Here is a 25,345-nt window from a genome sequence, read left to right on the forward strand (position 1 = left end):
CAGGTCGTCATTCCGGAGCGCGCGAGCCCGGAATCCGGAGGTTGTGGTTCGAGATTCCGGGTTCGTGCTTCGCACGCCCCGAAATGACGGCAAGGGTCAATTCTTCAGCCGATAGCCGGTTCGGAAAATCCAGCCGATCATGACGAGGCAGATCACCAGGAAGGCGGCAGTCATGCCGATGCTCAAGACGACGCTGACATCGGCGATCTCGTAAAAACTCCAGCGGAAGCCGGAGATCAGATAGACCACCGGGTTGAGCAGCGCGACCGTGCGCCAGCCCGACGGCAGCATGTTCACGGAATAGAAGCTGCCGCCGAGGAAGGTGAGAGGCGTTACCACCAGCATCGGAATCATCTGAAGCTTCTCGAAGCCGTCGGCCCAGATGCCGATGATGAAGCCGAACAGGCTGAAGGTCACCGCGGTCAGTACCAGGAAGGTCAGCATCCAGATCGGATGATGGATGTGCAGCGGCACAAACAGCCCGGCGGTGGCGAGAATGATCAGGCCGAGGATGATCGACTTGGTCGCGGCCGCCCCGACATAGCCGAGCACGATCTCGAAATAGGAAATCGGCGCGGACAGGATTTCGTAGATCGTGCCGACGAATTTCGGGAAGTAGATGCCGAAGGAGGCGTTGGTGATGCTCTGGGTCAAGACCGACAGCATCACGAGACCCGGCACGATGAACGTGCCGTAGCTCACGCCCTCGACATGGTCGATGCGCGATCCGATCGCGGCGCCGAACACCACGAAGTACAGCGAGGTCGAGACCACCGGCGAGACGATGCTTTGCAGCAGCGTGCGCCAGGTGCGCGCCATTTCGAACAGATAGATGGCACGAACGGCGTGCAAATTCATGACGTCCTCACGAGGTCGACGAAGATGTCCTCGAGCGACGATTGCGTCGTGTCGAGGTCGGAGAAGCGGACGCCGGCGCTGCGGAGGTCGCCGAGCAGGCTGGTGATGCCGGTGCGCTCGCCCTTGGTGTCGTAGTCGTAGACCAGCGTCGCGCCATTGTCGCAGAGGTCGAGCTTGTAGTGGGCAAGGCTCTCCGGCAGCGTATCGAGCTTGCTCGCAAGGTGCAGCGTCAGCCGCTTCTTGCCGAGCTTCTGCATCAAGGTGGCCTTGTCCTCGACCAGCACGATCTCGCCCTTGTTGATGACGCCGATGCGGTCGGCCATCTCCTCGGCTTCCTCGATGTAGTGGGTCGTGAGGATGATGGTGACGCCGGATTGCTGAAGGCCGCGCACCACCTCCCACATGCCCTTGCGCAATTCGACGTCGACGCCGGCGGTGGGCTCGTCCAGGAACAGGATCTGCGGCTCGTGCGACAACGCCTTGGCTATCATCACGCGGCGCTTCATGCCGCCGGAGAGCGTGATGATCTTGTTGTCCTTCTTGTCCCAGAGCGAGAGGTCCTTCAGCACCTTCTCGATATGGGCGGGGTTCTTCGGCTTGCCGAACAGGCCGCGGGAAAAGCTCACCGTTGCCCACACACTCTCGAAGGCGTCGGTGTGCAGCTCCTGCGGCACCAGCCCGATCAGCGAGCGCGCCTTGCGCCAGGAGGTGACGATGTTCTCGCCGCCGACCATGACCTTGCCTTCGCTCGGATTGGCGATGCCGCAGATGATCGAGATCAGCGTGGTCTTGCCGGCGCCGTTGGGGCCGAGCAGCGCAAATATCTCGCCGCGCTTGATGTCGAGATTGACGTTTTTCAGCGCCTTGAAGCCGGACCCATAGGTCTTCGACAGGTTGGCGACGGAGATGATGGAGGACATGATGGCCGGAGGGCTGGGGAGGGGAGGCTGGAACCCGCCCCTGGAGGGCAGGTCAGCGGAGCCCTGAAATAGGAACGCCGTTGCCCGGTCGCAATTCCCTGGAGAAAAATGGTCTCAAAACAGCCCCTTCAGTGGCCGGTTTCGGGCAACTGTTGCGCAACAGTCACGGGCCGCTGCTAAGATTGTCGGTCACGCGGCTCTTTGTTGCGTCTGCGAGCGGGCCATGGCTACGATTCCGGCAAATTGCGAAGCGTATTGTTCCCGGGGAAAAGATCGATGAGACCGAACGGCCGTTACGCAGCCGGCGCCAGCCAGTTGTCCACCATCCGTGTGTGGGCGACGTGCCTGCTCCTTCTGTCAGCTGTTGCCATGAGCCCGACCAGCGCCAAGGCCGCGCCGAGCCAGGCGGCTGCGACCACGCATGTTTATCTGCTGCGCGGCGTGCTCAACATCTTCTCGCTCGGGCTCGACACCATCGGCTCGCGGCTTGAGGCGCAGGGCATCCCGGTGACGGTTGCGAACTTCGTCTCCTGGTCCTCGCTCGCGGATGAGGCGGCGGCCGCCTACAAGGCCGGCCGGCTGAAGACCATCGTCCTGGTCGGGCATTCCTCGGGTGCGACCGCGCTGCCCGACATGATCGCCAAGCTCAATCACCTCGGCGTGCCCGTGAAGCTCGCGATCGGCCTCGACTCCGTGTTCAAGACCAAGCTCTCGACCGGCGCCGAGCGCTACATCAACCTCTATATCGGCGACGGCCCCGGCGAGCCGGTGCGCGCGGCGGATGGCTTGCGCGGCAAGCTCGACAATGTCGACGTGCGCGGCTCCGGCGCCGGCCACATCACGATCGACAAGAACGAGTTGATCCAGCGCCGCGTGATCGCCGAGATCGATGCCGTGGTGATGCGCTCGCGCGCGCCCGCGGCCCCGCAGGCCGAGCCGCGTGCGGCGAGGCCGGTCGCCCGCTCGGCCGCGGCAACGGCGCCAGCTCGGAACTAGGCGAGCCCCGCGGGACGTCTCGTCCCGCTGCCTCGGCGTTAGCTGAGGATCTCGGTGATGAGCGACGCCGCCTTGATCCCCGTTCCCGTGATGACGACGACGGTGCGCTCATTCGGGCGAATGGCGCCGCGCCGGGCAAGCTCGTCGAGTGCAGCGGCGGCGCTTGCCGATGTCGGCTCGGGAAACAGGCCCGTGGCCGCGAGCTTCTTCAGCCCCGCGACGATGCCCTCTTCGGCGACGGCCACCGTGCCGCCGCCCGTTTCCTTCAGTGCGGCCACCATCTGACGCAGTCGCAGCGGGCTCTTGATCGCGGTGCCCTCGGCGATGGTCTTGCGGACTTCGCGCGAGACCGGCGTATCGACGCCTGCCGTGAAGCTCGCATCGAGTGGCGAGCAGTTCAGCGGCTGCGAGGCGAACAGTTTTGGCATCCGCGCAATCTGCCCCGCCGCAAGCAGCTCCTTGAAGCCGAGATAGCAGCCGAGCAGGCTGCTGCCGGCACCGACGGGAACGACGACGTTGTCGGGGGCCGAATAGCCGAAATCCTCCCACATCTCGTAAGCGAGGGATTTCGTGCCTTCGAGGAAGAAGGGCTGCCAGTTGTGGCTCGAATAGAAGATGTTGCCGGACTGGCGGATCGCTTCCGCCTCCGACTCCTCGCGCGGCCCTTCCACCAGCTGGATGTCCGCTCCATAAGCGCGCACCTGCGCGATCTTCATCGGAGAGGTGGACGCGGGTGCCAGGATCTTGATCTTCATTCCGCCGGCCGCGCCATAGGCGGCAACCGATGCGCCGCCATTGCCCGAACTGTCCTCGAGGACGGCGTTGACGCCGAGCTGGCGGATGAAGGACAACATCACCGTGGTCCCGCGATCCTTGAAGCTGGCCGTCGGGTTGAACCATTCGAGCTTGAAGTATGGCCTCAACTTGCCCCACTCCTTCTGGACGAGGGGCGTGCAGCCTTCGCCCATGGAGATGGGGCTCGCGATCTCGACCGGCAGCGCCGCGCGATAACGCCACAGCGAGCGCACGCTGCGATCGACCTCGTCGCGTGAGATGCCGCGCAGCGGCGTTACCATCAGCGGCTTGCGGTCGTCGGAGCACCAGCGCGGCTGGTCCAGCGGATAGAGCGTGCCGCTGAGCGGTTCGATGTAGGATGGCGTCTTCATGGGGCGATCTCGGATACGAGCATTTTGAGGCCGATCGCGCCGCCTGATGATCAGACGAGAGACGCGAACAGACTGACCGCTCGATTGAACGATTCTAGGTGCCGAAACGGAATATCGATGTCAATTCCGGCGTTCCGGAGTTGGCGAAATGTGGTTCTCGATAGTGAGCGGCAGACTTTCGCGTTGGCGTTGGAGCGCGATTGGGCAAGCTTTGCGCCCCAAATTCTGCCAAATCAGTGGTCAGTAAGGCCGGAATAGGGAAGGCGCCCGCCTTCCCGCGGTGGGGTTGCAAGACGAATGGTTGTTTTGAGGCGAGTGGTCCTGCTGGCGGCCGGCGTGCTGCTCGCCGTCTCGACGGCCGTGGCGGTGGCTTCACCGGCAAAGCTGAAGAAAGCCGTCGCGATCGTGGCGCCGTCCCTGCCGCAACCGCCCCCGCTGCCCGCTGAGGCCGAGCCCGGGCCGCCGCCGCGCATCTATCTCTTCCGCGGCGCGCTCGGGCCGATCTTCTCGACCGGCATGGATCGGCTCGCGGAGCGGTTGACTGAAGCTGGCTTCAAGGCCGACGTCTACGAATTCACGATCTGCCGGCTGGTCGCCCAGCGCGCGATCTCCGCCTACCGCGAACAGCCTGCGCCGATCGTGCTGATGGGGCATTCCATGGGTGGGCTGTGCTCGATCATCTTCGCCGAGATGCTTGCCGAGGAGAAGATTCCGGTCAGCCTCGTGATCACCATCGATCCTGCGCATGCGACCGGAAACGTGCCGCTCAATGTCGAGCGCTTCATCAACATCTATCTGTCCGACAGCGTGCTCGGCGGCGGCGACGTGATCGCGGAGCCCGGCTATCGCGGCCATTATGCAAGCTTCGATCTGAAGCAGAACAAGCGCGTCACCCACATCAACATCGAGAAGTCTGAAGACATCCACCGCCAGATCGTCGACATGGTCGCGCAATTGCCGCGCGTGCCGGCGCAGGCGCAGGGCGACCCCGTGCCGCTGCGCTATCTCGTTCCCGGCGACACGCTGGTGGAACTGTGGGACTCGGGCGTGAAGCTGCCCATGCGCGCCGGCGATACGCTCGAGCGGATCGCCACGCAATATCACGTGCCGGTGTGGTCGCTCGCGCAGGCCAACGGGTTGTCTGAAGGCACGCCGCTTGCCGCCGCTCAGGACGTCATCATCCCGCGCCACCTGCTGCCGGCCATGCCGGCGCAGGCCGCCGAGGCGAAGCCGCGACCGGCGCGCTGACGGCGCGCGGAAATCACCGCGGCGACAGGAACGGAATGATCATCGGGACGCGGCGGCAATAGGCGCCGTAGGCGTCTTCGCCGAGTTCCTTCGACAGGAAGACTTCCTCCATCCGGCCCTTCTGCCACATGCCGAGCGAGATCAGGATGGCGCCGAGGATCGCCGTCACCGTGCCGACCGCGATGCCGGTCGCGAGCATGCCGGCGATCAGGCCGGTGTAGATCGGATGACGAACGATGCCATACGGGCCGGTGTCGATGACGCGGTGGTCTTCCTTGTGGGTGATGGTGTTCGACCAGAACTTGCCGAGATGAAGGCGTCCCCACCAGGTGAAGGAGATGCCGGCGAGCACGACGAGTGCTGCGATGTAGACGCCGACCTCGCCGAACACCCATAGTGGTTTCTCGTTCAGCACTTCCGCGGTCCACGGCGTGAACAGGATGCCGCCGATCAGGATCGGCAGGCGATAGCGTTGCGAGTCCAGCGTCATCACCTGCTTCTTGGTGCGGCCCTGCCAGAACGAGGCCCCGACCCAGCTCGCAAGCCAGGCGAGCCAGATCAGCGCCAGGAGTTTGGTCGGCCAGGTCGTGGTCCAGCCACCCCAGGCGAAAGAGAGAAGCTTGCTGAAATCAAAGGACATGCGGAAAGGTTCTTGCTTTTGGGCTTGGGCTCAGCTCGCGCGCGAGCTGAGCGCGTGACGCTCGATGCCGGCCTGCGTTTGCAGGCCGCCGCGTGCGAGCAGATGGGTGATGGTTTCGCGCAGCAACGGCTCGATCGGGCGCGGCGAATAGCCGAGCTCGGTACGCGCCTTGTCGATCGAGAGGTCGCTGGCGGCAAGCGCGATGCGCACGCCCTCGCCGGTGCCGTTGGGCGGCCGGTGCGTGACGTGGTCGGAGATGTATTCGAGCATGATCGCCGAAAGTTCGGCGAGCCTGCCGGGCACCGCGATGGGGTACTGCTTGCGGCCGCTGATCACCGACATCATGCGCAGGATCTGTCCGAGCCGGACGCAGTCGCCGCCGAGAATATAGCGCTGCCCGATGCGGCCGCGCTCCATCGCGAGCACGAGGCCCATGGCGACGTCGCGCACATCGACCAGGTTGACGAGGAAGTTGATGTGCGGCTGCACCTTCTTTTGCAGGAAGTACCACAGCATCGCGGTCGGCGGCGTGAGGTTGTGATCGACCGGCCCGATCGGCATGGTCGGCGTGCCGATGACGAGCGGGAAGCCCGCCGCCGCGGCCTTTGCCGCGCAATGTTCGGCGAGCGACTTCGACCGCGTATAGGCGCCCGGCATCGCATCGGCCGGCTGCAGCGCCTCCTCGGCGGGAACGCCGCCGAGCTGCGAGTAGGGGAACAGGATCGATTCCGTCGAGCAGTGCAGGAAGCGCGACACGCCGCGCAGTTGCGCGGCCGTCAGCACGACCTCGGTGCCGCGGCAATTGACCTCGTGGAAATCCCGCTTGTCGGCGACCCACATGCCGGGCAGGCCGGCGAGGTGATAGACCTGATCGACGCCCGCGAGCGCGCGATCGACCGCGTCGCCGTCGAGCACCGAGCCCGCGACGTAGTCGACGTCAGCACACGGCGCGGCCGGCGGCCGCACATCGAGAACGCGCACCCGCTGCCCCCTGGCGCGGAGCGCTTCTACAAGATGATGTCCGATGAAGCCGCTGCCACCGGTAACCAGTACGAGAGCCATGAAGAAGGTTGCTGCTGTTCCGCTCTGGAATCTTATCGGGTTGAAAGGGAATTGGTCGGAACAGGCGCGAGAATCGCGGCAAGGTCACGACGAAAACCCAGCGCAATGAATAATTTTGCCATTACAAACATCGGTCCAAGCAAAAGATGAGACGGAAAGGTGAACAGCGAGGCCTCGCGCCCCTCAAAAACCTTGTGGCCGATCGCCTGTGCGGCAAAGCCGAGCGCGACCAGGGTGGCGAAGATCGCCCACATCATTACGGTGCTGACTTGCGCCGCAATGGTCGTCGCGATTGAAAACAGCACGATCGACACGGCCAGAATGCCGGTCCCGAGCGCCACATCGAGCAGCAGCCAATAGATGAGGACCGGCAACGCCAGGATCACCGCAAGGCTGAATTCGAATCCGAACAGCGGGACCGCCACCAGCGTCAGCGGCATCACCGCACCCGTGAACAGCAAGAGGATACCGATCACATGCATCGCCGTGTTCCGGGGATCGCGATGGTACTCGACATAAACGGCAAGTTGGCGTTGAAAAAAGCCACCCATCTTGGTCTCACTGAGAATGCAGGTCGGAGGAAGCGACCAGCCTATAGCATCTGCTTGTCCCCTGCACAAACCGTGCAGTTGTCGCGCAGAGCAGCCATTCGAGGCGGCCTGCGCGTGAAAAAACAGTCAGGGGTTCAAGGGGTTCCGGGCACGGCCCAGATGCGATCGATTAGCGTTTTTTGGCCGGCTTCTTGGCCGGTGCCGCAGGTTTGGCCGCGGCGGGCTGGCTGGCTTGTTCCTCGGGGAGTTTTGCAAGCGTCAGGATCTGCAACTGTCCGTTTGCGGTCGAGGTCGGGCGTGCGCGGTCGAGGAATTGCTCCTCGCCAAGGCCGATCGACTGGATTCGCTTGGCGGAGATCTTGAACGTGTTGACCAGCACGTCGCGAATCGCATCCGCGCGGCGCTGGCTCAGGATCGCATTGGCTTCCCGCGTCTTCGAATTGGATTCGACATGGCCGACGATCAGGAAGGTGTAAGGCAGCAGCGAGGCGTGAACCAGCGCATCCGCGATGCGGCCGACCGTCTGGTAGGACGAAGGCTGGATGATCGGCGTGTCGGCGTCGAACTGGATCAGCGTAGTGAAAGCCGGCAGGCTCGCAAGGTCAGGCGCGATCAGTGGGCGATTCACCGGGCCCGGATCGTTCTTGATCCGCGCCTTCGCCCGCTCCATCACCTGCTGCTTCAGCGCCGCGAGGTCGACATCAGGCGCTGATTCGAAATGGTTGAGCTTGCCGACGATGTCGTCGCGGGTCGGCGGCGCCGTCTGCGCGCCCACGGGGCCTGCCGCGAGCGCCAGACCAAGTGCAAGTCCGAGCGCGAGGCCGATCGATTGCAAAGTGAGCCCGGCCGCGCGCATCAGCGATACCCCGCGTCGTCCACCGCCTTCAGGCAGTTGTTGCTGATGCCCTTGGGCGTCGAGATCAGGCAGGGGATCGACTTGCTGGTCTCCTTGGTCGAGCCGCCGCAGACCTTGACGATCTCGCGCTGGCAGGCGTTCGCCACGGTCACGCGCGCGGCGACCCGCTTCTGGATCGCGTCGAAGGCCGCGAGATAGTCGGTCTGGCACTGCGGTGACAGCACGTCGCGGTTGCGCGACAGGCATTCCTTCAGCCGCGTCGAATCCGGGTTCACGCCGCGGCAATTGGCCACGATCTCCGCGCCGCAGCTCTTGGCCAGCATGCCGATCGCATCGCCAAAGCTCATCGTCTCGGCTGCCGCCAGCGACGGCATGCCAAATGCAAGTACGGCGAATGTGATGAAGCCCCGGGCCATGGCCGCATCTGATACGGGGAAGTTCGCCATGGTCAAGGGGCGTGGAGCAAGGAAAGCCGGCGGCGTAACGCCGCCGCAACAGGGCGCGGGCTCACGCCCGCTGCACGAAACTGTCCACGACCTTCTTCTCGCCGGCCTTGTCGAAGGCGATGGTCAGCTTGTTGCCGTCGATCTTGGCGACACGGCCGTAGCCGAATTTCTGGTGGAAGACGCGGTCGCCAATCGAGAATTCGGACGTCGTGCCGGTCGATTTGGCCACCAGCTCGCCTTCGATCGTCATCGGGCCGCGACGGCGCGACGAAAAACTGCCGCCGAAATCGGGCGCGGTGGAAAACGGCGAGGGCTCCTCCTCGAAGCCGCCGCGTCCGCCGCCGTTGCGGCCACCCTGGCCACGGTTGCGATTCGCCTGGGCGCGCTGCCAGCCCGGCGTCGAATAGCTGGAGCCGAAGGCTTCCATGTCGTCGAAGCGCGAGGCGCCGTAGCCGCCGGTGCCGCCCCAGGCGGAGCCGCCCTTGGATTCCGTGATCTCGACATTGGCCGCCGGCAATTCGTCGAGGAAGCGCGAGGGGATCGTGGTCGACCAGGTGCCGTGAATCCGGCGGTTGGTCGCAAAATAGAGTTTTGCGCGGCGGCGGGCGCGGGTCAGGCCGACATGGCCGAGCCGGCGCTCTTCCTCAAGGCCGGCGCGGCCCTGTTCGTCCAGCGTGCGCTGGCTCGGGAACAGGCCTTCCTCCCAGCCCGGCAGGAATACGTTGTCGAACTCGAGCCCCTTGGCCGAATGCAGCGTCATCAGCGACACCGCATCTTCCTCGGCACCGCCGTCGCGATCCATCACCAGCGAGATGTGCTCGAGGAACCCTTGCAGGTTCTCGAACTCCTCCATCGAACGCACGAGCTCCTTGAGGTTTTCGAGTCGGCCCGCGGCGTCCGCCGAGCGGTCCTTCTGCCACATCTCGGTATAGCCGCTCTCGTCGAGCACGATCTGGGCCAGATCGGTATGCGAGGTCACCTCGCGCTGGGCGCGCCAGCGGTCGAATTGCGTGACGAGGTCGCGCAAGGAGCCGCGCGCCTTCGGCTTCAATTCGTCGGTCTCGACCACGGCGCGCGCCGCCTCGAACAGCGGAATGCGGCGCTTGCGGGCATGATCGTGCAGCATCTGCACGGTGGCATCGCCAAGCCCGCGCTTGGGCGTGTTGACGATGCGCTCGAAGGCGAGATCGTCGGCGGGCGAGTTGATGACGCGCAAATAGGCGAGCGCATCGCGGATTTCGGCGCGCTCATAGAAGCGCGGGCCGCCGATCACGCGATAGGGAAGGCCGAGCGTGACGAAACGATCTTCGAACTCGCGCATCTGGTAGGATGCGCGGACCAGGATCGCGATCTCGTTGAGCCGCTCGCCCTGGCGCTGGAGTTGCTCGATCTCCTCGCCTATGCCGCGGGCTTCCTCTTCCGAATCCCAGGCGCCGGTGACCGTGACCTTCTCGCCGTCCTCGTCCTCGGTGCGCAGCGTCTTGCCGAGCCGGCCTTCATTATGCGCGATCAGATGCGAGGCGGCGGCGAGGATGTGGCCGGTCGAGCGGTAGTTGCGCTCCAGCCGGATGACCTTGGCGCCGGGAAAATCGTGCTCGAAGCGCAGGATGTTGTCGACCTCCGCGCCACGCCAGCCATAGATCGACTGGTCGTCGTCGCCGACGCAGCAGATGTTCTTGGTCTTCTCCCTCTCCCCGTCCTTCACGGGGAGAGGGCTGGGGTGAGGGGCTGCCTCCAAGAGCTCGGTGCTTGGAGAGTCCCCCTCACCCGGATCGCTGCGCGATCCGACCTCTCCCCGCAAGCGGGGAGAGGTGAAAGAAGAGGGCGCCTGCGACAACAGCCGCAGCCACAGATACTGCGCGACGTTGGTGTCCTGATATTCGTCGACCAGGATGTATTTGAAGCGCTGCTGGTACTGCCGCAGGATATCCGGGTGCTCGCGGAAGATGCGGATGTTCTCCAGCAGCAGATCGCCGAAATCGGCGGCGTTCAGGATCTTCAGCCGCTCCTGGTAGCTCGCATAGAGCTTGCCGCCCTTGCCGTTGGCGAACATCGCGGCTTCACCTGACGGCACCTGCGTTGGGCCGAGCCCGCGGTTCTTCCAGCCGTCGATCAGACCGGCCAGCATGCGCGCCGGCCAGCGCTTGTCGTCGATGTTTTCGGCTTGCAGGAGCTGCTTCAACAGCCGCACCTGATCGTCGACATCGAGCACGGTGAAATTCGACTTGAGCTGCGCGAGCTCGGCGTGCGTCCGCAGAATCCGGCCGCCGATCGAGTGGAAGGTGCCGAGCCACGGCATGCCCTCGACCGCCTGCCCAAGCATCTGGCCGAGCCGCTGCTTCATCTCGCGCGCGGCCTTGTTTGTGAAGGTCACCGACAGGATCTCGCCGGGGCGCGCGCGGCCCTGGCTCAGGATATGGGCGATGCGTGTGGTGAGCACGCGCGTCTTGCCGGTGCCGGCGCCGGCGAGCACCAGTACGGGGCCGTCCAGCGTCTCCACGGCGTCGCGCTGCTCGGGATTGAGGCCGGCCAGATACTTCGGGCCCACGGAGGCGCGGGCGCGCGCGGCAATGCCGCCGGCCGCGGGCTGATGGTCGGGGACGCTGTGAGAGGTAATTTTGCTCGGCTCGGTCATGCGAATCAGTGGCCCCACGATGGCACCGCGGGGTGGCGGAAGGGAGCCTTCATAACAGGGATTAACCCCTATATGGGGCGGCGGCGAGGGGTTTTCCACGTACGCCGAAGGCCGATTTGTTCCTGCCCTCTCAGCGAATTTCCGCCCCGCTCAGCCAGGAACCATCGTTTCGAGCTCGAGATTGTCTGTGCAAACGAGGCGTGGCGCGAGGCCGCGCCGATCGTCCGCAGACAATCGAGACGGAGGTTTTGACCATGCTTGGCTGGGTTGCGACGTTTCTGGTTATCGCACTGATCGCCGGTATCCTGGGCTTCGGTGGCATCGCCGGCGCTTCGATCGAAATCGCCAAGGTCATCTTCTTCATCGCGGTCGTATTGTTCCTGATCTCGGCCGTGGTCGGATTGGCCCGCGGCCGCACCAGGGTTTAGCGTGACAAGCCCCTCATGGTGAGGAGCGCGAAGCGCGTCTCGAACCATGAGGCCCCACCGTGGCTTGCATCCTTCGTGACGCCAGCTTCGGGGGCTCCTCAGGACGAGGTGTTACAGCGGTCTAAGTCGCTAGCGCTTCGAGGGCATCGCGACGTTCCTCCCGATGCCCTCGGGTCGCGGCGCCGCGCTGTGGTCCTTGACCACGGACGCGATGTTCTCGCGAATGTCGGCCGGGAAGGGCGCCACTTTCCGCAAGGCCATGTCCATGTGCAGCGACATGTTTTCGGAGGTTGCCGACAGCCAGCCCTCGGTTGCGTGACGAAGCTCCTCGAAAGTGTGCAGCCGCTTGTCGTCGGCTTCCAGCAGCCACACCGAGATCTGCACGGGATCGCCGAGATGGATCTCGCGCAGATAGCGCACATGGCACTCGGCGGTGAAGGTCGAGCCGTGGCGCTCCTTCATATAGGTCGGCCCGATCCCGAGCTTCAGCCAGAGTTGGTCGATCGCCCGATCGAACATCACGTTGTAATAGGCCATGTTCAGATGGCCGTTATAGTCGATCCATTGCGGCTCGATCTGCATGATCGAAGAACGGAACGGCTGGGACGTGAGCGTGGCATCTCCCGGGGCAGCACTCTGCATCATCTTCCTTCCCGCCGTGTTCCTTTCCGACATGCGTCGGGTCCCTTGACTTGACCCGCCATATGTCCTTTGCCACGGTCCTCTGTCGGGAGGAATGTCCGTGGGTATGACCATCACCAATAATCCGCCGCGGCCTGAGCCGAAAGCCCTCGCGAGTGCGCTCGAAGCGCTCACCGCGCGCTTCGGCAATCGCTTGATCACCTCGCAGGCCGTGCGCGAGCAGCACGGCCACACCACGACCTGGCTCGCCAACCAGCCGCCGGATGGCGTGGTGATGGCGCAGGAGACCAAAGACATCCAGGACGTGGTGCGGATCTGCGCTGGGAGCGGCGTGCCCGTGATCGCGTTCGGCACCGGCACCTCGCTCGAGGGCCAGGTCAATGCACCCGCGGGCGGCATCTGCATCGACCTGCGCGACATGAACAAGGTGCTCGCGGTGCATGCCGAGGACCTCGACTGCGTGATCGAGCCCGGCGTGACGCGCAAGGCGCTGAACGAGCATCTGCGCGACCAGGGCCTGTTCTTCCCGATCGATCCCGGCGCCGATGCCTCGCTCGGCGGTATGGCATCGACGCGCGCCTCGGGCACGAACGCGGTACGCTACGGCACCATCCGCGAGAGCGTGCTTGCGCTGAAGGTCGTGCGCGGCGACGGTGAGATCATCACGACCGGCACGCGCGCGAAGAAGTCGTCGGCCGGTTACGATCTGACGCATCTCTTCATCGGCGCCGAAGGCACGCTCGGCATCATCTCGGAGCTCACCATCCGCCTGCGCGGCATCCCCGAGATGATCGCGGCCGGCGCCGTCTCCTTCGAGACAGTGCATGGCGCCTGCCAGGCAGTGATCCTCGCGATTCAGACCGGCATTCCCGTTGCGCGCATCGAGCTCCTCAACGCTGCTCAGGTGAAGGCCTGCAATGCCTATTCGAAGCTGACTCTGCCGGAGACGCCGCTGCTGCTGCTCGAATTCCACGGCAGCGAGATCGAGGTGGCCGAGCAGTCGAAAGCCTTCGCCGAGATCGCCAAAGACTGCGGCGGCGGCGATTTCTCCTGGACCACCAAGCCCGAGGATCGCACCAAGCTGTGGCAGGCGCGGCACGATGCCTATTGGTCGGTCAAGGCGCTGCGGCCCGGCGCCGGCGTGGTCGCAACCGACGTCTGCGTGCCGATCTCGCGCCTTGCGGATTGCGTCACCGAGACCGAGGAGGATTTGAAGCGTCTCAACCTGCTGTCGCCGATCGTCGGCCATGTCGGTGACGGCAATTTCCACTGTTCGCTGCTCTGCGACGTCGACAATGCCGACGAGATGGCGCGCGGCGAGGAGTTCATGCATCGCCTGGTCGAGCGCGCGCAGGCGATGGGCGGCACCTGCACTGGCGAGCACGGTATCGGCCAGGGCAAGCAGAAATATCTCCAGGCCGAGCTCGGCCCTGAAGCGCTCGATGCGATGCGGGCGCTGAAGAAGGCGCTCGACCCGCAAAACATCTTCAATCCCGGCAAGATCGTGCCGGCGGGCTAGCGCCGCCGGCCTCGGCGCGGGAACTTTCGGCAAGTGCGCCGGTTCCAATTCCCGACACGTTCCGATGCCTCAATGGCGCGGTACTCTCGGGAGGATGCGATGTTGCGACCGGTCATTGGAATTGCCGCGATGGTGCTTGCCTGCATGCTGGCGGGTGCGGCTCTGGCCAAGGGCGGCGGCGGTGGCCATGGTGGTGGTCATGGTGGTGGTCATGGCGGTGGTCATGGTGGCGGGCACGGTGGTGGACGTCACGGCGGTGGGCATGGCGGTGGCCATCATGGTGGTGGCCATTTTGGCGGTCACGGCTTCGGTCATGTGCACGGCGGCGGACATCATGGCGGAATGCGCTTCGCAACCGGTGCCCGACATGGCGGTCGGAACTTCGGTCAGATCCGCAATGCGGCTGTGCGCCCTGCGGGCTTCCGCAATGCGCTGAACGTCCACTCCAGTGCCTTCCGCAATGGCCGGCTGATCAGCAATCCGGCGGCGCGGGCCCAGATTGCGGCCGCGGCCGCACTCGCCGGCTGGCACGGCGCAAGCAGCGGGTGGTGGCAGCATCCCGGCGGCTTCTATGGCTGGGTGGGACCGCTGTTCTGGCCGTTCGCCTATAACGACCTCTACGATTATACGATCTGGGGCGATGGTCTCGGCTTCTGGGGTTATGGCTACCCGGATATCTATGCCGGCATCTTCGGCCCCTACGGCTATGACGGCCTTGCAACCTATCTGCCGCAACGCTCGTATGGACGACGGCGGGCGCGCGGCGTTGGGCTCGATCAGCTCTGCGGCAGCGACCGCCGCGAGATCGTCGGTCTGCCGATCGACCAGATCGCGGATGCGGTGCAGCCGACGGACGCGCAAGGCGCCGATCTCGATGCTCTCGGCAATGCCTCGATCCAGGCGGCCGAGTTGATCCGCGCGTCCTGTCCAACGCAGGTCGCGGCGACGGCGCCCGGCCGGCTCGCGGCCATGCAGCAGCGCGTCGAGGCGATGGCGAAGGCCGTCGGGCTGGTGCAACCGGCGCTCGACAGATTCTACGGCTCGCTCACCGACGAGCAGAAGGCGCGCTTCAATGCGCTGGCCGAGGAGCAGCGCCGCGCGCCTGCGTCCAGCAATGCCAATGCATCGCTGGTGCAGAATTGCGGTACGCCTGTTGGGCTCGATTGGCCGGGCGCCGAAATCGAAGCACGGCTTCATCCCGACGACACCCAGCGCGCCGCGCTGCAAGTGCTCCAGGATACCAGCGCCAAGGTCAGCGCGTCGCTCAAGGCGGCCTGCCAGCCCAGTGACGTGATGACGCCGCCGGCGCGCATGGCTGCGATCCGCAAGCGGCTCGACGTCATGCTCGACGGCGTCAAGTCGGTGCGCGACGCGCTCGAGGATTTCTATGCCACGCTCAATGACGAGCAGAAGGCGCAATTCGAGGCGATCGGTCCGCGCCGGACGTCCTGAGCGCGTCGCAAGCCAAAGGCTTGACGGGAAAAACTGCCTCGCCGAGCGCGACGGGGTTCTTTATGCTGCGCAGAGCTGAAGCTCGACAATGCGGTGGCTGGAAGACCACGGGTGGCGGGGCGATGAAGTGGTTCGCAAGGCGAAAGCCGTCCGACGTCTGGGATGAGCCGATCCAGTGGCCGATCGGCGACATCGAGGCCGCCGATCGCATCCGCAACATCTGCCAGTCCGCATCCGCGAGCGCAGAACTGGTTGGCGGTTCTGCCGACCACGGCCGAAAATCGCTGGAGAAACAGCGCAAGCTCGAAAGCGAGCGCTATGAGCGCGCGGCGCGCGCTGCGATGGAAATCGCGATGAAGATCTCGGACGATCTGATGCGCGACGACGCCGTCCGCCGCATCGTCGATCTCTGCATGAAGGCGGGCGACATCAAGACGGCGCAGATCCTCTATCGCGCGATCCAGGCGAGCTGGGTTCGGGAGGCCACGCAAAAGGATTACCCCGCGCTCGGCCAGTGAGGCCCTTATTTGGCGAGCGTGACGACGGCCTCGTGTACGCTGTGAAAGACGTGGTTTCTCGGCAGGACGTCAAACAGCGCAAAGCGTTCGAACGCGTTCTGCGCCCGCACCGATTCCAGCCGCGCCACGGCGACGGTGACGTCCTGTTCACGGCATGCCCTGAAGACGTCCAGCAGGACCTGGGCCGCGGTGAAGTCGATCTCGACCATGCCGCTCGCTTCCAGCACCATCAGCTTCGGCGTCGCGGTCTTCAGCAGATTGGCGACGTCGTTGCGGAATCCGGGCGCGTTGAGGAACGACAGCGGCGCCTGCAATCCGATCACGGCGACGCCTGGAAGACGCTCGCCCGCGATGTGCGGATGTGCCGGCCACCAGATCGTGGTGCCGGGCACGCGATCGAACTCGACGAGTTTGGCGCGCGTCGTGCTCCAGATTCCGTGCAGGAGCGACAGCACGATGCCGAGGAAGGCGCCCTGCTGGATCGGCAGCACGATGATCAGCGCGGCAGTAGCAAGGATTAGCAGGAACTCGCTGAAGGACTGGCGATAGATCGTGGCGATCTGCTTCACGCGGATGATCCGCAGCGCCACGAACAGCAGGATGCCGCCGAGCGCCGCGTCGGGCACGTGTTTCAACAGCCCGGTGCCGAAGGCGAGCAGCGCCAGCACGATCACGGCTGCGGCGAGCCCCGACAGTTGCGACTGCCCGCCGGTCTCGACCACGATGCCCGTGCGCGGCGGGCTGGCGTTCACCGGAAACGCGCCGAATACGCCCGCAAGCAGGCTGCCGGCGCCGGCGCCGAGAAAATCGCGGTCGACGTCGGCGGGCTTGTCGGGATCGGAGGGAAACGATCGCGTCGTTGCCGCGGTCTGAACCATCACGACGACGGTGATCACGAAGGCCAGCGGAACGAGGCGCACCCACGCCTCGGGTGCAAGCTCCGGCAAGGTCGGCATCGGCAGCGTGCCGGGGACAGTGCCGACCACCTTCACGCCCTTGGCTTCGAGCCCGGCCCCGATCACCGCCAGCGTCGCCCCGACAAGTCCGATCAGCGCGCCCGGAATCTTGGCGCTGATCATCTCGGCGATGAAGACGACGGCGAGCACGCCGAAGCCGATAAAGATCGTGGAGGGATTGGACCGGCCGAGTTCGCGCGCCAGCGTGCCGATGCGATCGAGCGTCGGTCCGCTTGGCGCCTCCACGCCGAGCACGCCCGGCAGTTGCGAGACGATGATGTGGACGGAGATGCCGGCGAGGAATCCGACCATCACCGGCACCGACAGAAGGTTGGCGACGCCGCCAAGGCGGAAGATGCCGCTCGCGACCAGCATCGCGCCGACCATCAGCGCGAGCGCGATCGCAAGCGATTGATATTCCGGCGAGCCGGTCGCGGCGGCCGCCGCAAGGCCGCCGGCGAAGATCGGCGTGATCGTGGAATCGGCGCCGCAGGACAGGAAGCGGTTGCTGCCGAGCAGCGCGAAGCCGAGCGAGCCCGCCATGAAGGCGAAGAAGCCGATCTGCGGCGCGAACCCGCCGAGCCGCGATGTCGCCATCTGCTCGGGGATGGCGATCGCCGCCAGCGTCAGGCCCGCCATCAGGTCTGCCGGCAACGAATAGGACGCAAGCGACCGGAACAGCGGCCATGCATGTTTGGTGTGTGCGTCTTGCGGCATCGAGGTCCTCGGAAAGTCCGTGTTGCTCGATCAGACTATAGCATTTCCGGAACGGGGAGCGGCCGATGGCGTGGCTTCGCGGCCATCAACAGAAAAGTCGGGGTGATAGTTGGTGCTCGGCGGCTTCTCAGTCGTCATTGCGAGGAGCTCTTGCGACGAAGCAATCCCGAACTTTCCACAGAGGCAGCCTGGATTGCTTCGCTTCGCTCGCAATGACGGAGGGCGCACCTGTCCTCCGCATCGTGCGAGGTGGGCTCAGTATCTGCCGCGATTGTATTCGCCGCCGCTGCGGCCGCCGCCCATACCCATGCCCATGCCAATTCCGACACCAATGCCGATGCCTTGCATGACGGCGCCGGGCGGCGGCCCGCGATCAGGGGGCGGGGCGCGCTCGTAGACCGCTTCGTCGGGCGGCGGCCGGCGCGGTTTTGGCGGCGTGTCGACGACCTTCCTCTTTGGCGGCGTGTCGTCGACGCGCTTCTTGATGATCGGCGCGACCGTCGGATTGATCGGCGTCGCTGGTGTGGACGGCGTCGAGCACGGGCAGGTCGGTGCCATCGCGACGGCGACCGGTACTGCGGCGGCCGCAGCCGTCGGCCCGTAGTTGCGGTTCTGCACGCGGAGCAGCAGCCTGCGCGCGGTTGCCGCAAGGTCGCTGCTGCCCCAGTTCGTGAGATAGGTCTCGTATGAGGCGCGGGTGTTGATCGCGACCGCTAGCTCCCAGGCCAGCATCTGGCGCCGACGCTCCAGGATCGTGCGCAGGCGCGGCGTTGCGGGGGCCTGCGCGAACAGCTCGACATAGGCCTGATACGCGGGCACGGAGTCGTCCGCGATCACGAGATCATAGGCGACCTTGGGCTCCTTGCCGCGCAGCTCCTGGCGCCAGTCCTCGACGGTGCGGCTCGCGCTGGCCAGCGCCGGCGAACCCGCGCCGGGAACGGAAAGCTGCTGCCCGCTGCTGTCGCCGAAGAATTTGAAGTCGGCCGTCAGCGACGAGCTTTCCCACGGGATCTGCCGGCCGTCCGTCGACTGGGCGACGGCGACGCGGATGCGTTTGAAGACTTCCTCGATCGGCAGGTTCGGCTGCTTGGCGATCGTCAGCGCCGCCGTGGTGTAGGGACTGTCGATGCCGGCGCCGTCCTCGGCTTCCGCGCCGGGCGAGGTCGAGTAGGAAATGAAGGAGCCTGGCGCGCCGGCCTTGGTGTCGACGATCGCAAGCCCGTGGCCGGCGCCACTGAGCGCCGGGAACGGATTGTTGCGGCAGGCATCGAGCATGAAGATGCGCGCGCGCGTCGGCAGTGCGCCGAGCGTGTTGAGCAGGTCGTTCAGCCGCACGCCCTGCAAGGGAATGTCCGCCTCGCGCTTCGGATCGAGATCGACCGGCACCAGATAGTTCTCGCCGTCGATCTGCAAGCCGTGGCCGGCATAGAACACCAATGCGACGGTGTCGGCGCCGCTCGCGCTGACCTTGCCGGCGAAATCGCTGATCGCCTGACGCATCTCGTTCTGCGCCAGGTTGGGTGCGGTGGTGACGTTGAAGCCGGCATTGCCGAGCAGCTCCGTCATGCCCTTGGCATCGTTGGCGGCGTTGGGCAGTTCGGGCACTGTGCGATAGGCGGACTGGCCGATCACGAGCGCGAGCCGTGTTTCGGCGGAGGCGTCCGTCGGTGCGATGAGCTGCGAAAGAACGAGAAGGCTGGATGCAAGAAGCAAATTGCAAAGGGCTGGACGGCGCATGGTGTCACCTCCATCGGCGATGCGCGCGAGGGTGACAGCTCTTCTAGCCGCGCGCCGTGACGGCGTCTGTGCGCTAGCTCACTTTGGGATGTGCGGCAAAATGGGTCAGAACAGGCCACGATCCCAGGGCGGCTCCGGCGAAAAGCGCGCCGCCAGGAAATCGATGAAGGCGCGGACCTTCGCCGGCGGCCGCCGATCCGGCAGATAGACCGCATGCACCGCCGACGACCGGACCTCCGGCTGGTCGAGCGGAAGCGCCACCAGGGTCCCGGCGCGCAGATCATCGGCGACGATGAAGGTCGGCTGCCGCGCGATGCCAAGGCCAGCGAGGCTCGCGGCACGCAGCGCATCACCATTGTTGGCGCGGAGGTTGCCGTTGACCTGGACGCGGATCTCGCCGTCCGCGCCGAACAGCCATTCCGCGGCGCTCGCCTGCTGCGACAGCGTGTAGCCGAGGCAGTTGTGGGCGGCGAGGTCGGCGACCTTGCGCGGAGTGCCGTATTTGGCGAGATAGGCCGGCGCAGCGCAGACTACTAGGCGGTTCGGTGCCAGCCGCCGCGCCACCATGCTGGAGTCGCGCAAGCGTCCGATGCGGATCGCAAGGTCCCAGCCTTCCTCGGCCAGGTCGACCAGCCGGTCGTTGAGGCCGAGCTCGGTCGTGACCTTCGGATAGCGCTCGGCAAAATCGCCGAGCAGCGGCGCGATCTGTCGTGTGCCGAACACCACCGGCACGTTGACGCGGAGCAGCCCGCGTGGCTCGACCCGTTCGGCGGCGGCCGCGGCGTCGGCGGTCTCCATGTCGGCGAGGATTCGCTCGGAGGATTCGAGATAGCTGCGCCCGGCCTCGGTGATGGACAGCCGGCGCGTGGTGCGATGGAACAGCTTGATGCCGAGGCGGCTTTCAAGCGACGCAACGTGCTTGGTGACCATGGTCTGCGACAGGCCCATTGCGCGCGCGGCGCCAGACAGGCTGCCGACCGCCGCCACCTTGGCGAAGACTTCCAGGCTGGTCAGGCGGTCGAGCAATGATCTCACTCTATGGGTGTGAACTATTCTTCCAGAATAGCAGATTATCACCGAATTGAGAATAGATCATAAGGTGGGCCATCAAAGGAGACCGCTATGATCGATTCCCGTACCGCGCCCTATGCGGCGCTGGTGTTGCGCGTGACGCTGGGTGCGCTGTTTCTCGCCCATGCCAGCTTGAAGTTGTTCGTCTTTACCCCGGCCGGGACTGCAAAGTTCTTCGGCAGCCTCGGCTTTCCGCCCGAGCTAGCCTATCTCGTGATGACGGTTGAGGTGCTGAGCGGCGTCGCCCTGATCCTCGGCGTGTGGACCCGCTACGCTGCGCTCGCCGGCATTCCGATCTTGCTCGGCGCCATCTTCACCGTGCACGGCGGCGCCGGCTTCTTCTTCACCAATCCAAAGGGCGGCTGGGAATTCCCCGCCTTCTGGGCCATCGCACTGCTTGCGCAGGCGCTGCTCGGCGACGGCGCCTATGCGCTTCGCCCCTCGCGCCAGAGCGATGCGATCGGCCAGTTGAGCGGCGCGCATTCGCGCTGAGATCGTTCGCGAGGACTGATTGAGAGACAAGGCTGCGGGAGCACTTCCCGCAGCCTTTTCTCGTTCCGTTGCGCCAACGGCGAGAGCCGAGAGCAATCAATATGACTTCTGCATCGATCCATACCTGAATTGGATCGATCGGTCTTGGGCTGGCCGAGCGCCGCACCATCCATCGCGCATCGCGCCGGCCTGCTGGAAACAGCTGCAAAGATAGGCCAATCGCGCGTCTTGTCGCCAAAACATCCGCGCCTGCCGCCCTCCGGGTCGCCACGTGCCGCTACCCTTGCCTGTCTCGTCGCTTTGGCCCTACAGTCGATCAAACGGCTGCGGCAACGACTGCGGCACAAAATAAAAAAGACTTGGGGAGAAGAGCACAATGACGTCAGTGCCAGTGAGCCGTCGCGCGTTCATCAAATCCTCGACGGCGATAACCGCCGGCCTCGTATTCTCGCCCGCCATCATCGGCCGCGCGGAAGCCGCGACATTGAAGCTGAAATGCTCCTCATCGCTGCCGAACGATCCCAAATATGCCAACGGCCGCGTCTACTACGACAATCTGGTCAAGCAGCTGAAGGCCAACGGGCTCGGTGAGCAGGTCGAGGTCGCTTTCTTCCCCGACAACCAGCTGGGCCAGGAAATCGACGTCATCAATTCGGTGAAGCTCGGCGTCATCGACCTGATGGTGTCGGGCTCGTCGATCTCGGCCAATCTGGTGCCGCTCGTCGGCACCTTCGACCTCGGCTATCTCTTTGCGAGCTTCCCGCAGCAGACCAAGGCGTTCGATGCCGGCGCCGCCAAGCCGATCGAGGATGCGCTGCTCAAGGGCGCAAACATCCGCATCATCGCCTGGGCCTATAATTTCGGCTCGCGCAGCGTGCTGGCGAAGAAGCCGGTGAAAACGCCCGAGGACCTCGCGGGCCTCAAGATCAGGACGCTGCCAAATCCCGTCATCACGGAATGCCTACGGTTGATGGGCGCAGCGGCGACGCCGCTGGCGTTCGGCGAAATCTACACTGCGCTGCAGGCCGGCGTGCTCGACGGGCTCGAGCACGACCCGCCGACCATCCTGGCCAGCAAGTTCTTCGAGACGGCAAAGTTCTATGCGCTGACGCAGCACAACTTCTCGCCGCTCGCGATCTACTTCAGCGACATGACCTACAACCGCATGGATCCGAAGCTGCGCGACGGCTTTCTCGATGCTGCGAAGAAGGCTGCGGCCGACACGCGTGCGCACGGCCTTGCGGTTGAGAAGGAGGCGCTGGCGGCTCTGACCGAGAAGGGCGTGACGGTTGCCGAATGCGACCGCGAGGCGTTCAGGAAGCGCGTCATGCCGCAGAGCGATAACTTCATCAAGGCGCGCCCTGAATCCAAGCCCGTCATCGACATGATCCGCGCGACCCAGGCCTGAGATGACGATGACCGCCGCCGCGTCCCTCTCAGGCGGCCGCCGCGGGAGCATCACCCTTTTGCTGCGCCTGAGCGACGCAATCGCGGCCATCCTGCTGGCCGCCGACCTCGTGGTGGTCTGCGTTTCGGTGCTGCTGCGCTTCCTCTTCAACGCGCCGGTCGAATGGTCCGACGACGTCGCGCGCGGTCTGATGGTCGGATCGGCCTTTTTTGGTGCGGCGAGCGCGCTTGCGCGCGGCGAGAATGTCGGCGTGTCCTTCTTCCGCGACATGCTGACTCCACGGCTGCGGGCGCTGGTCGATGCCGCGAGCGCGCTGCTGATCGTGCTGATCTCGGCCTACGTCGCCTACAACGCGATCAAGCTGGGGACCCTGACCACGGGCCAGACCACAGGATCCGGGCTGCCGCTGGAGCTGACGTTCTACCCGATGGGCGTCGGCGCGCTGTTCATGACGGTGTTCGCGATCGATCAGCTCTGCGCAAGGCCGCTTTCCGACATCGCCAGGGGCCTCGTTGCGATCATCGTGGTCACCGGTCTCTATCTCGCCTGGGACGCGCTGCTGCCCGCGTCGGTGCCGTCATCAGGCACGCTGATGCTGATCGGCTTCTTCGTCACGCTGTTCGGCGGACTGCCGATCGGCTTTGCACTGGCGCTGGCGGCGTTGATCTTCATCTGGGTGGAGGGCGCGCTGCCCGGCGTCATCTTCGCCCAGCAGATGGCGCGCGGCATCGACAATTTCGTGCTGCTCGCGATCCCGTTCTTCATCCTGGTCGGCTACCTCATGGAAGCCAACGGCATGTCGGTGCGCCTGATCGAGCTGTTGCAGCGCGCGGTCGGCCGCATGCGCGGCGGCCTCAACGTCGTGATGGTCACCTCGATGGTGCTGTTCTCCGGCATCTCCGGCTCGAAGATGGCCGATGTTGCCGCCGTCGGCTCGGTGCTGATCCCGGCGGCGCGCCGCTCCCGGCAGAATCCGGGCAGCGCCGTGGCATTGCTCGCGGCCTCCGCCGTGATGGCAGAAACCATTCCGCCCTGCATCAACCTGATCATTCTCGGCTTCGTCGCGAACCTCTCGATCGGCGGGTTGTTCATGGCGGGCCTGCTGCCGGCGGCCCTGATGGCGCTGGTGCTGATCGCCGTGTCCATCATCTTCGGCAAGCCGCCGACGGCGACCGAGGAGACGGAGCCGCAAGTCCCGGTGTCCGGCCTGTGGAGCGGTGCGATCGCATCCTTCGGCCTGATCTTCATGATCTTTGCGGGCTTCAAAACCGGCTTTGCCACCGCGACCGAGATCTCCGCCTTCGCGGCAGCCTATGCCATCCTGGTCGGAAGCCTCGTGTTCAGGGAGCTCACGTTGAAAGCCGCCGCCCACAGCTTCGTGCAGGCGGCGACGCGCGCCGGGCTCGTGCTGTTCATCGTCGCGGCCGCGCAGTCGCTGGCGTTCACGCTGACCCTGCAGCAGGTGCCGCACGCGGTCGGCGACTTCATGCTGGGCCTGTCCAAGACCTCCGGCGTCTGGCTATTCATGCTGCTCGCGATCCTCGTGCTGATCGTGATGGGCTCGGTGCTGGAGGGCGCGGCCGCGCTGATCATCTTCGGGCCGCTGCTCCTGCCCGTCGCGGTGCAGCTCGGCATCGATCCCCTGCATTTCGGCGTGGTGCTGGTGATCGCGATGGGCATCGGCCTGTTCGCACCGCCGCTCGGGCTTGGGCTTTACGGAGCCTGCCTGATCGGCAATGTGCCGATCGAGCGGACGGTGAAGCCGATCATGGGGTATCTCGGGCTGTTGATGCTCTGCCTGCTCGTGATTGCCTTCGTGCCGTCGATCTCGACCGCGTTGCCGCGCGCATTCGGCTACTAGAGGGAGTTCTTGCCGTGAAGGTTCTGTTGGCCCACACGCCGGAGATGCGCAGGAATTATTACGGCGAGCGCAGCCTGAGAGGCTTGCAAGCGCTGGCCGAGGTGATGCTGCATGAGGGCGACCAGCCGCTCGATGCCGCCGGCCTCGTCCGCGCCGCGGCCGAAGCCGACATCATCGTCGCCGACCGCATGACCGAAGGCCGCGGCGAGATCTTTGGGCAACTGCCGCGCCTCTCCGCCTTCGTCCGCTGCGCCGTCGATATCCGCAACGTCAGTGTCGAGGCCGCCTCGGAAGTTGGCGTGCTGGTGACGCGCGCCGGCCCCGGCTTCGTCCAGGCGGTGGCCGAGCTCGCGCTTGGCTTCATGGTCGACCTGTCGCGCGGCGTGTCGCGAACCACGGCGGATTACCGGGCGGGCCGCAAGCCGGTGGCGCGGATGGGGCGCCAGCTCGCCGGCAGCAGCCTCGGCATCATCGGCTTTGGCAGTATCGGACGCTATCTTGCCGAGGTCGCAAAGGTGCTGCGCATGGAGGTGCTGGTCGCCGATCCCTTCGTGACGATCGAAGATGCCGCAATCAGGCACGTCCCGCTCGACGAACTCCTGGCGGCATCCGACTATGTCGTCTGTCTCGCCATCGCCAATGAGCAGACGGAGAATCTGATCGGCACGGAGGCGCTGGCGCGCATGCAAAGGCACGCCGTCTTCATCAACCTCTCGCGCGGCAATCTCGTCGATGAGGCGGCGCTTGCAGCGGCGCTACGCGAGAGCCGCATCGCTGGTGCCGCGATGGATGTCGGCCGCGCGCCGGACCAGATGCCGACGCCGGAGCTGGCGCATCTTCCCAACGTCATCGCCACGCCGCATGTCGGCGGCCTGACGCCGCAGGCGATCGAATATCAGTCGCTGGAAACCGTGCGCCAGGTCGAGGCGATCATCAAGGGCGAGGTCCCGCCGGGCGCCGTCAATGCCGAACGCTGGACGCGCCGTCCGTGAAGAGCGCTTGAACCGGGGCATGTGTTCATAAAGGCCCGGACGTCAGCTCTCTGGCGGTGAGGCGGAAATCCTTCGATCAGTCATGGCGTTAACGCTCCTGCGCCGGATTAGGCGCGACCTGCGCCGTGATCATTCCTGCAATTGAACCAACACCAAATCCGGCCACACCAAGAC

Annotated in this window: 24 protein-coding genes; 10 read left to right on the forward strand and 14 right to left on the reverse strand. The window is 65.2% G+C overall.

Annotated elements, in window-relative coordinates; translation table 11 throughout:
• Positions 1-96 precede the first annotated feature (96 nt).
• Together NLN62_RS29685 and NLN62_RS29690 are read right to left on the reverse strand one after the other, a co-directional pair.
• Positions 97-858, reverse strand: coding sequence for an ABC transporter permease (locus NLN62_RS29685; protein WP_027522322.1), 762 nt, complete (start codon positions 856-858; stop codon positions 97-99).
• Positions 855-1,778: an ABC transporter ATP-binding protein gene (locus NLN62_RS29690; RefSeq protein ID WP_254111192.1), complete on the reverse strand. Its 924-nt coding sequence runs from the start codon at positions 1,776-1,778 to the stop codon at positions 855-857. Before NLN62_RS29690 ends, NLN62_RS29685 begins: the two co-directional genes overlap by 4 nt.
• Positions 1,779-2,054: 276 nt before the next feature.
• Here NLN62_RS29690 and NLN62_RS29695 point away from each other — a divergent pair, with 276 nt between their 5' ends.
• Positions 2,055-2,774 carry a hypothetical protein gene (locus NLN62_RS29695; protein ID WP_027522320.1) on the forward strand — a complete coding sequence of 240 codons (720 nt, stop codon included), beginning with the start codon at positions 2,055-2,057 and terminating at the stop codon, positions 2,772-2,774.
• Between the two features lie 38 nt (positions 2,775-2,812).
• On the opposite strand, the gene NLN62_RS29700 is transcribed toward NLN62_RS29695, so the two are convergent.
• Complete coding sequence (locus tag NLN62_RS29700; RefSeq protein WP_027522319.1) at positions 2,813-3,940, reverse strand: threonine synthase; 1,128 nt, start codon at positions 3,938-3,940, stop codon at positions 2,813-2,815.
• A 297-nt stretch (positions 3,941-4,237) separates the two neighbouring features.
• On the opposite strand from NLN62_RS29700, the gene NLN62_RS29705 reads away from it, so the two are divergent.
• Positions 4,238-5,188, forward strand: a complete 951-nt coding sequence (locus tag NLN62_RS29705) for a LysM domain-containing protein (RefSeq protein WP_254111193.1) — start codon at positions 4,238-4,240, stop codon at positions 5,186-5,188.
• A 13-nt stretch (positions 5,189-5,201) separates the two neighbouring features.
• Here the strand turns inward: NLN62_RS29705 and NLN62_RS29710 are convergent, their stop codons facing one another.
• The 6 genes from NLN62_RS29710 to NLN62_RS29735 form a co-directional block, all read right to left on the reverse strand.
• Positions 5,202-5,828: an isoprenylcysteine carboxylmethyltransferase family protein gene (locus tag NLN62_RS29710; RefSeq protein WP_254111194.1), complete on the reverse strand. Its 627-nt coding sequence runs from the start codon at positions 5,826-5,828 to the stop codon at positions 5,202-5,204.
• 30 nt (positions 5,829-5,858) lie between these two features.
• The gene (locus NLN62_RS29715; protein ID WP_027522316.1) at positions 5,859-6,890 is read right to left on the reverse strand and encodes an NAD-dependent epimerase/dehydratase family protein; all 1,032 of its coding nucleotides are present in this window, start codon (positions 6,888-6,890) and stop codon (positions 5,859-5,861) included.
• A 32-nt stretch (positions 6,891-6,922) separates the two neighbouring features.
• A complete protein-coding gene (locus NLN62_RS29720; RefSeq protein WP_027522315.1) occupies positions 6,923-7,441 on the reverse strand; it encodes an Mpo1-like protein in 519 nt (172 codons plus the stop codon).
• A gap of 169 nt (positions 7,442-7,610) precedes the next feature.
• Complete coding sequence (locus NLN62_RS29725) at positions 7,611-8,297, reverse strand: OmpA family protein (RefSeq protein WP_027522314.1); 687 nt, start codon at positions 8,295-8,297, stop codon at positions 7,611-7,613.
• Positions 8,297-8,713, reverse strand: coding sequence for a hypothetical protein (locus NLN62_RS29730; RefSeq protein WP_027522313.1), 417 nt, complete (start codon positions 8,711-8,713; stop codon positions 8,297-8,299). The genes NLN62_RS29725 and NLN62_RS29730 overlap by 1 nt, the downstream gene beginning before the upstream one ends.
• Before the next feature lie 91 nt (positions 8,714-8,804).
• Entirely contained in the window at positions 8,805-11,378 is a 2,574-nt protein-coding gene (locus tag NLN62_RS29735) for an ATP-dependent helicase (protein WP_254111195.1), read from the reverse strand.
• Positions 11,379-11,632: 254 nt separating this feature from the next.
• On the opposite strand from NLN62_RS29735, the gene NLN62_RS29740 reads away from it, so the two are divergent.
• The gene (locus tag NLN62_RS29740) at positions 11,633-11,806 is read left to right on the forward strand and encodes a DUF1328 domain-containing protein (protein WP_254111196.1); all 174 of its coding nucleotides are present in this window, start codon (positions 11,633-11,635) and stop codon (positions 11,804-11,806) included.
• Between the two features lie 129 nt (positions 11,807-11,935).
• Here the strand turns inward: NLN62_RS29740 and NLN62_RS29745 are convergent, their stop codons facing one another.
• Positions 11,936-12,451, reverse strand: a complete 516-nt coding sequence (locus tag NLN62_RS29745) for a thioesterase family protein (protein WP_027522310.1) — start codon at positions 12,449-12,451, stop codon at positions 11,936-11,938.
• Between the two features lie 97 nt (positions 12,452-12,548).
• Between NLN62_RS29745 and NLN62_RS29750 the strand changes: the two genes are divergently transcribed.
• Positions 12,549-13,967, forward strand: coding sequence for an FAD-binding oxidoreductase (locus tag NLN62_RS29750; protein ID WP_027522309.1), 1,419 nt, complete (start codon positions 12,549-12,551; stop codon positions 13,965-13,967).
• Between the two features lie 69 nt (positions 13,968-14,036).
• Here the strand turns inward: NLN62_RS29750 and NLN62_RS29755 are convergent, their stop codons facing one another.
• Positions 14,037-14,303 (reverse strand): hypothetical protein, encoded by a 267-nt coding sequence (locus NLN62_RS29755; protein WP_254111197.1) that lies wholly within the window; start codon positions 14,301-14,303, stop codon positions 14,037-14,039.
• Positions 14,304-14,309: 6 nt separating this feature from the next.
• Here NLN62_RS29755 and NLN62_RS29760 point away from each other — a divergent pair, with 6 nt between their 5' ends.
• Positions 14,310-15,419, forward strand: a complete 1,110-nt coding sequence (locus NLN62_RS29760; protein ID WP_254111198.1) for a Spy/CpxP family protein refolding chaperone — start codon at positions 14,310-14,312, stop codon at positions 15,417-15,419.
• Between the two features lie 122 nt (positions 15,420-15,541).
• Positions 15,542-15,937 (forward strand): hypothetical protein, encoded by a 396-nt coding sequence (locus NLN62_RS29765; protein WP_027522307.1) that lies wholly within the window; start codon positions 15,542-15,544, stop codon positions 15,935-15,937.
• 5 nt (positions 15,938-15,942) lie between these two features.
• Here the strand turns inward: NLN62_RS29765 and NLN62_RS29770 are convergent, their stop codons facing one another.
• The 3 genes from NLN62_RS29770 to NLN62_RS29780 form a co-directional block, all read right to left on the reverse strand.
• Positions 15,943-17,610 (reverse strand): SulP family inorganic anion transporter, encoded by a 1,668-nt coding sequence (locus tag NLN62_RS29770; protein ID WP_254111199.1) that lies wholly within the window; start codon positions 17,608-17,610, stop codon positions 15,943-15,945.
• A 255-nt stretch (positions 17,611-17,865) separates the two neighbouring features.
• A complete protein-coding gene (locus tag NLN62_RS29775; RefSeq protein ID WP_254111200.1) occupies positions 17,866-19,347 on the reverse strand; it encodes a caspase family protein in 1,482 nt (493 codons plus the stop codon).
• A 105-nt stretch (positions 19,348-19,452) separates the two neighbouring features.
• Positions 19,453-20,373 (reverse strand): LysR family transcriptional regulator, encoded by a 921-nt coding sequence (locus tag NLN62_RS29780; protein WP_027522304.1) that lies wholly within the window; start codon positions 20,371-20,373, stop codon positions 19,453-19,455.
• Between the two features lie 96 nt (positions 20,374-20,469).
• Between NLN62_RS29780 and NLN62_RS29785 the strand changes: the two genes are divergently transcribed.
• From NLN62_RS29785 to NLN62_RS29800, 4 genes are all read left to right on the forward strand, one after another.
• Positions 20,470-20,910, forward strand: coding sequence for a DoxX family protein (locus tag NLN62_RS29785; protein ID WP_027522303.1), 441 nt, complete (start codon positions 20,470-20,472; stop codon positions 20,908-20,910).
• Between the two features lie 376 nt (positions 20,911-21,286).
• On the forward strand, positions 21,287-22,318 hold the full coding sequence (locus tag NLN62_RS29790; RefSeq protein ID WP_027522302.1) for a TRAP transporter substrate-binding protein: 1,032 nt from the start codon (positions 21,287-21,289) through the stop codon (positions 22,316-22,318).
• Positions 22,319-22,325: 7 nt separating this feature from the next.
• Positions 22,326-24,179, forward strand: coding sequence for a TRAP transporter large permease subunit (locus NLN62_RS29795; RefSeq protein WP_027522301.1), 1,854 nt, complete (start codon positions 22,326-22,328; stop codon positions 24,177-24,179).
• A 14-nt stretch (positions 24,180-24,193) separates the two neighbouring features.
• Positions 24,194-25,171: a hydroxyacid dehydrogenase gene (locus NLN62_RS29800; RefSeq protein ID WP_027522300.1), complete on the forward strand. Its 978-nt coding sequence runs from the start codon at positions 24,194-24,196 to the stop codon at positions 25,169-25,171.
• Positions 25,172-25,345: the final 174 nt, after the last annotated feature.

Source organism: Bradyrhizobium sp. CCGUVB23, from assembly GCF_024199885.1.
Taxonomy (GTDB): Bacteria; Pseudomonadota; Alphaproteobacteria; order Rhizobiales; family Xanthobacteraceae; genus Bradyrhizobium.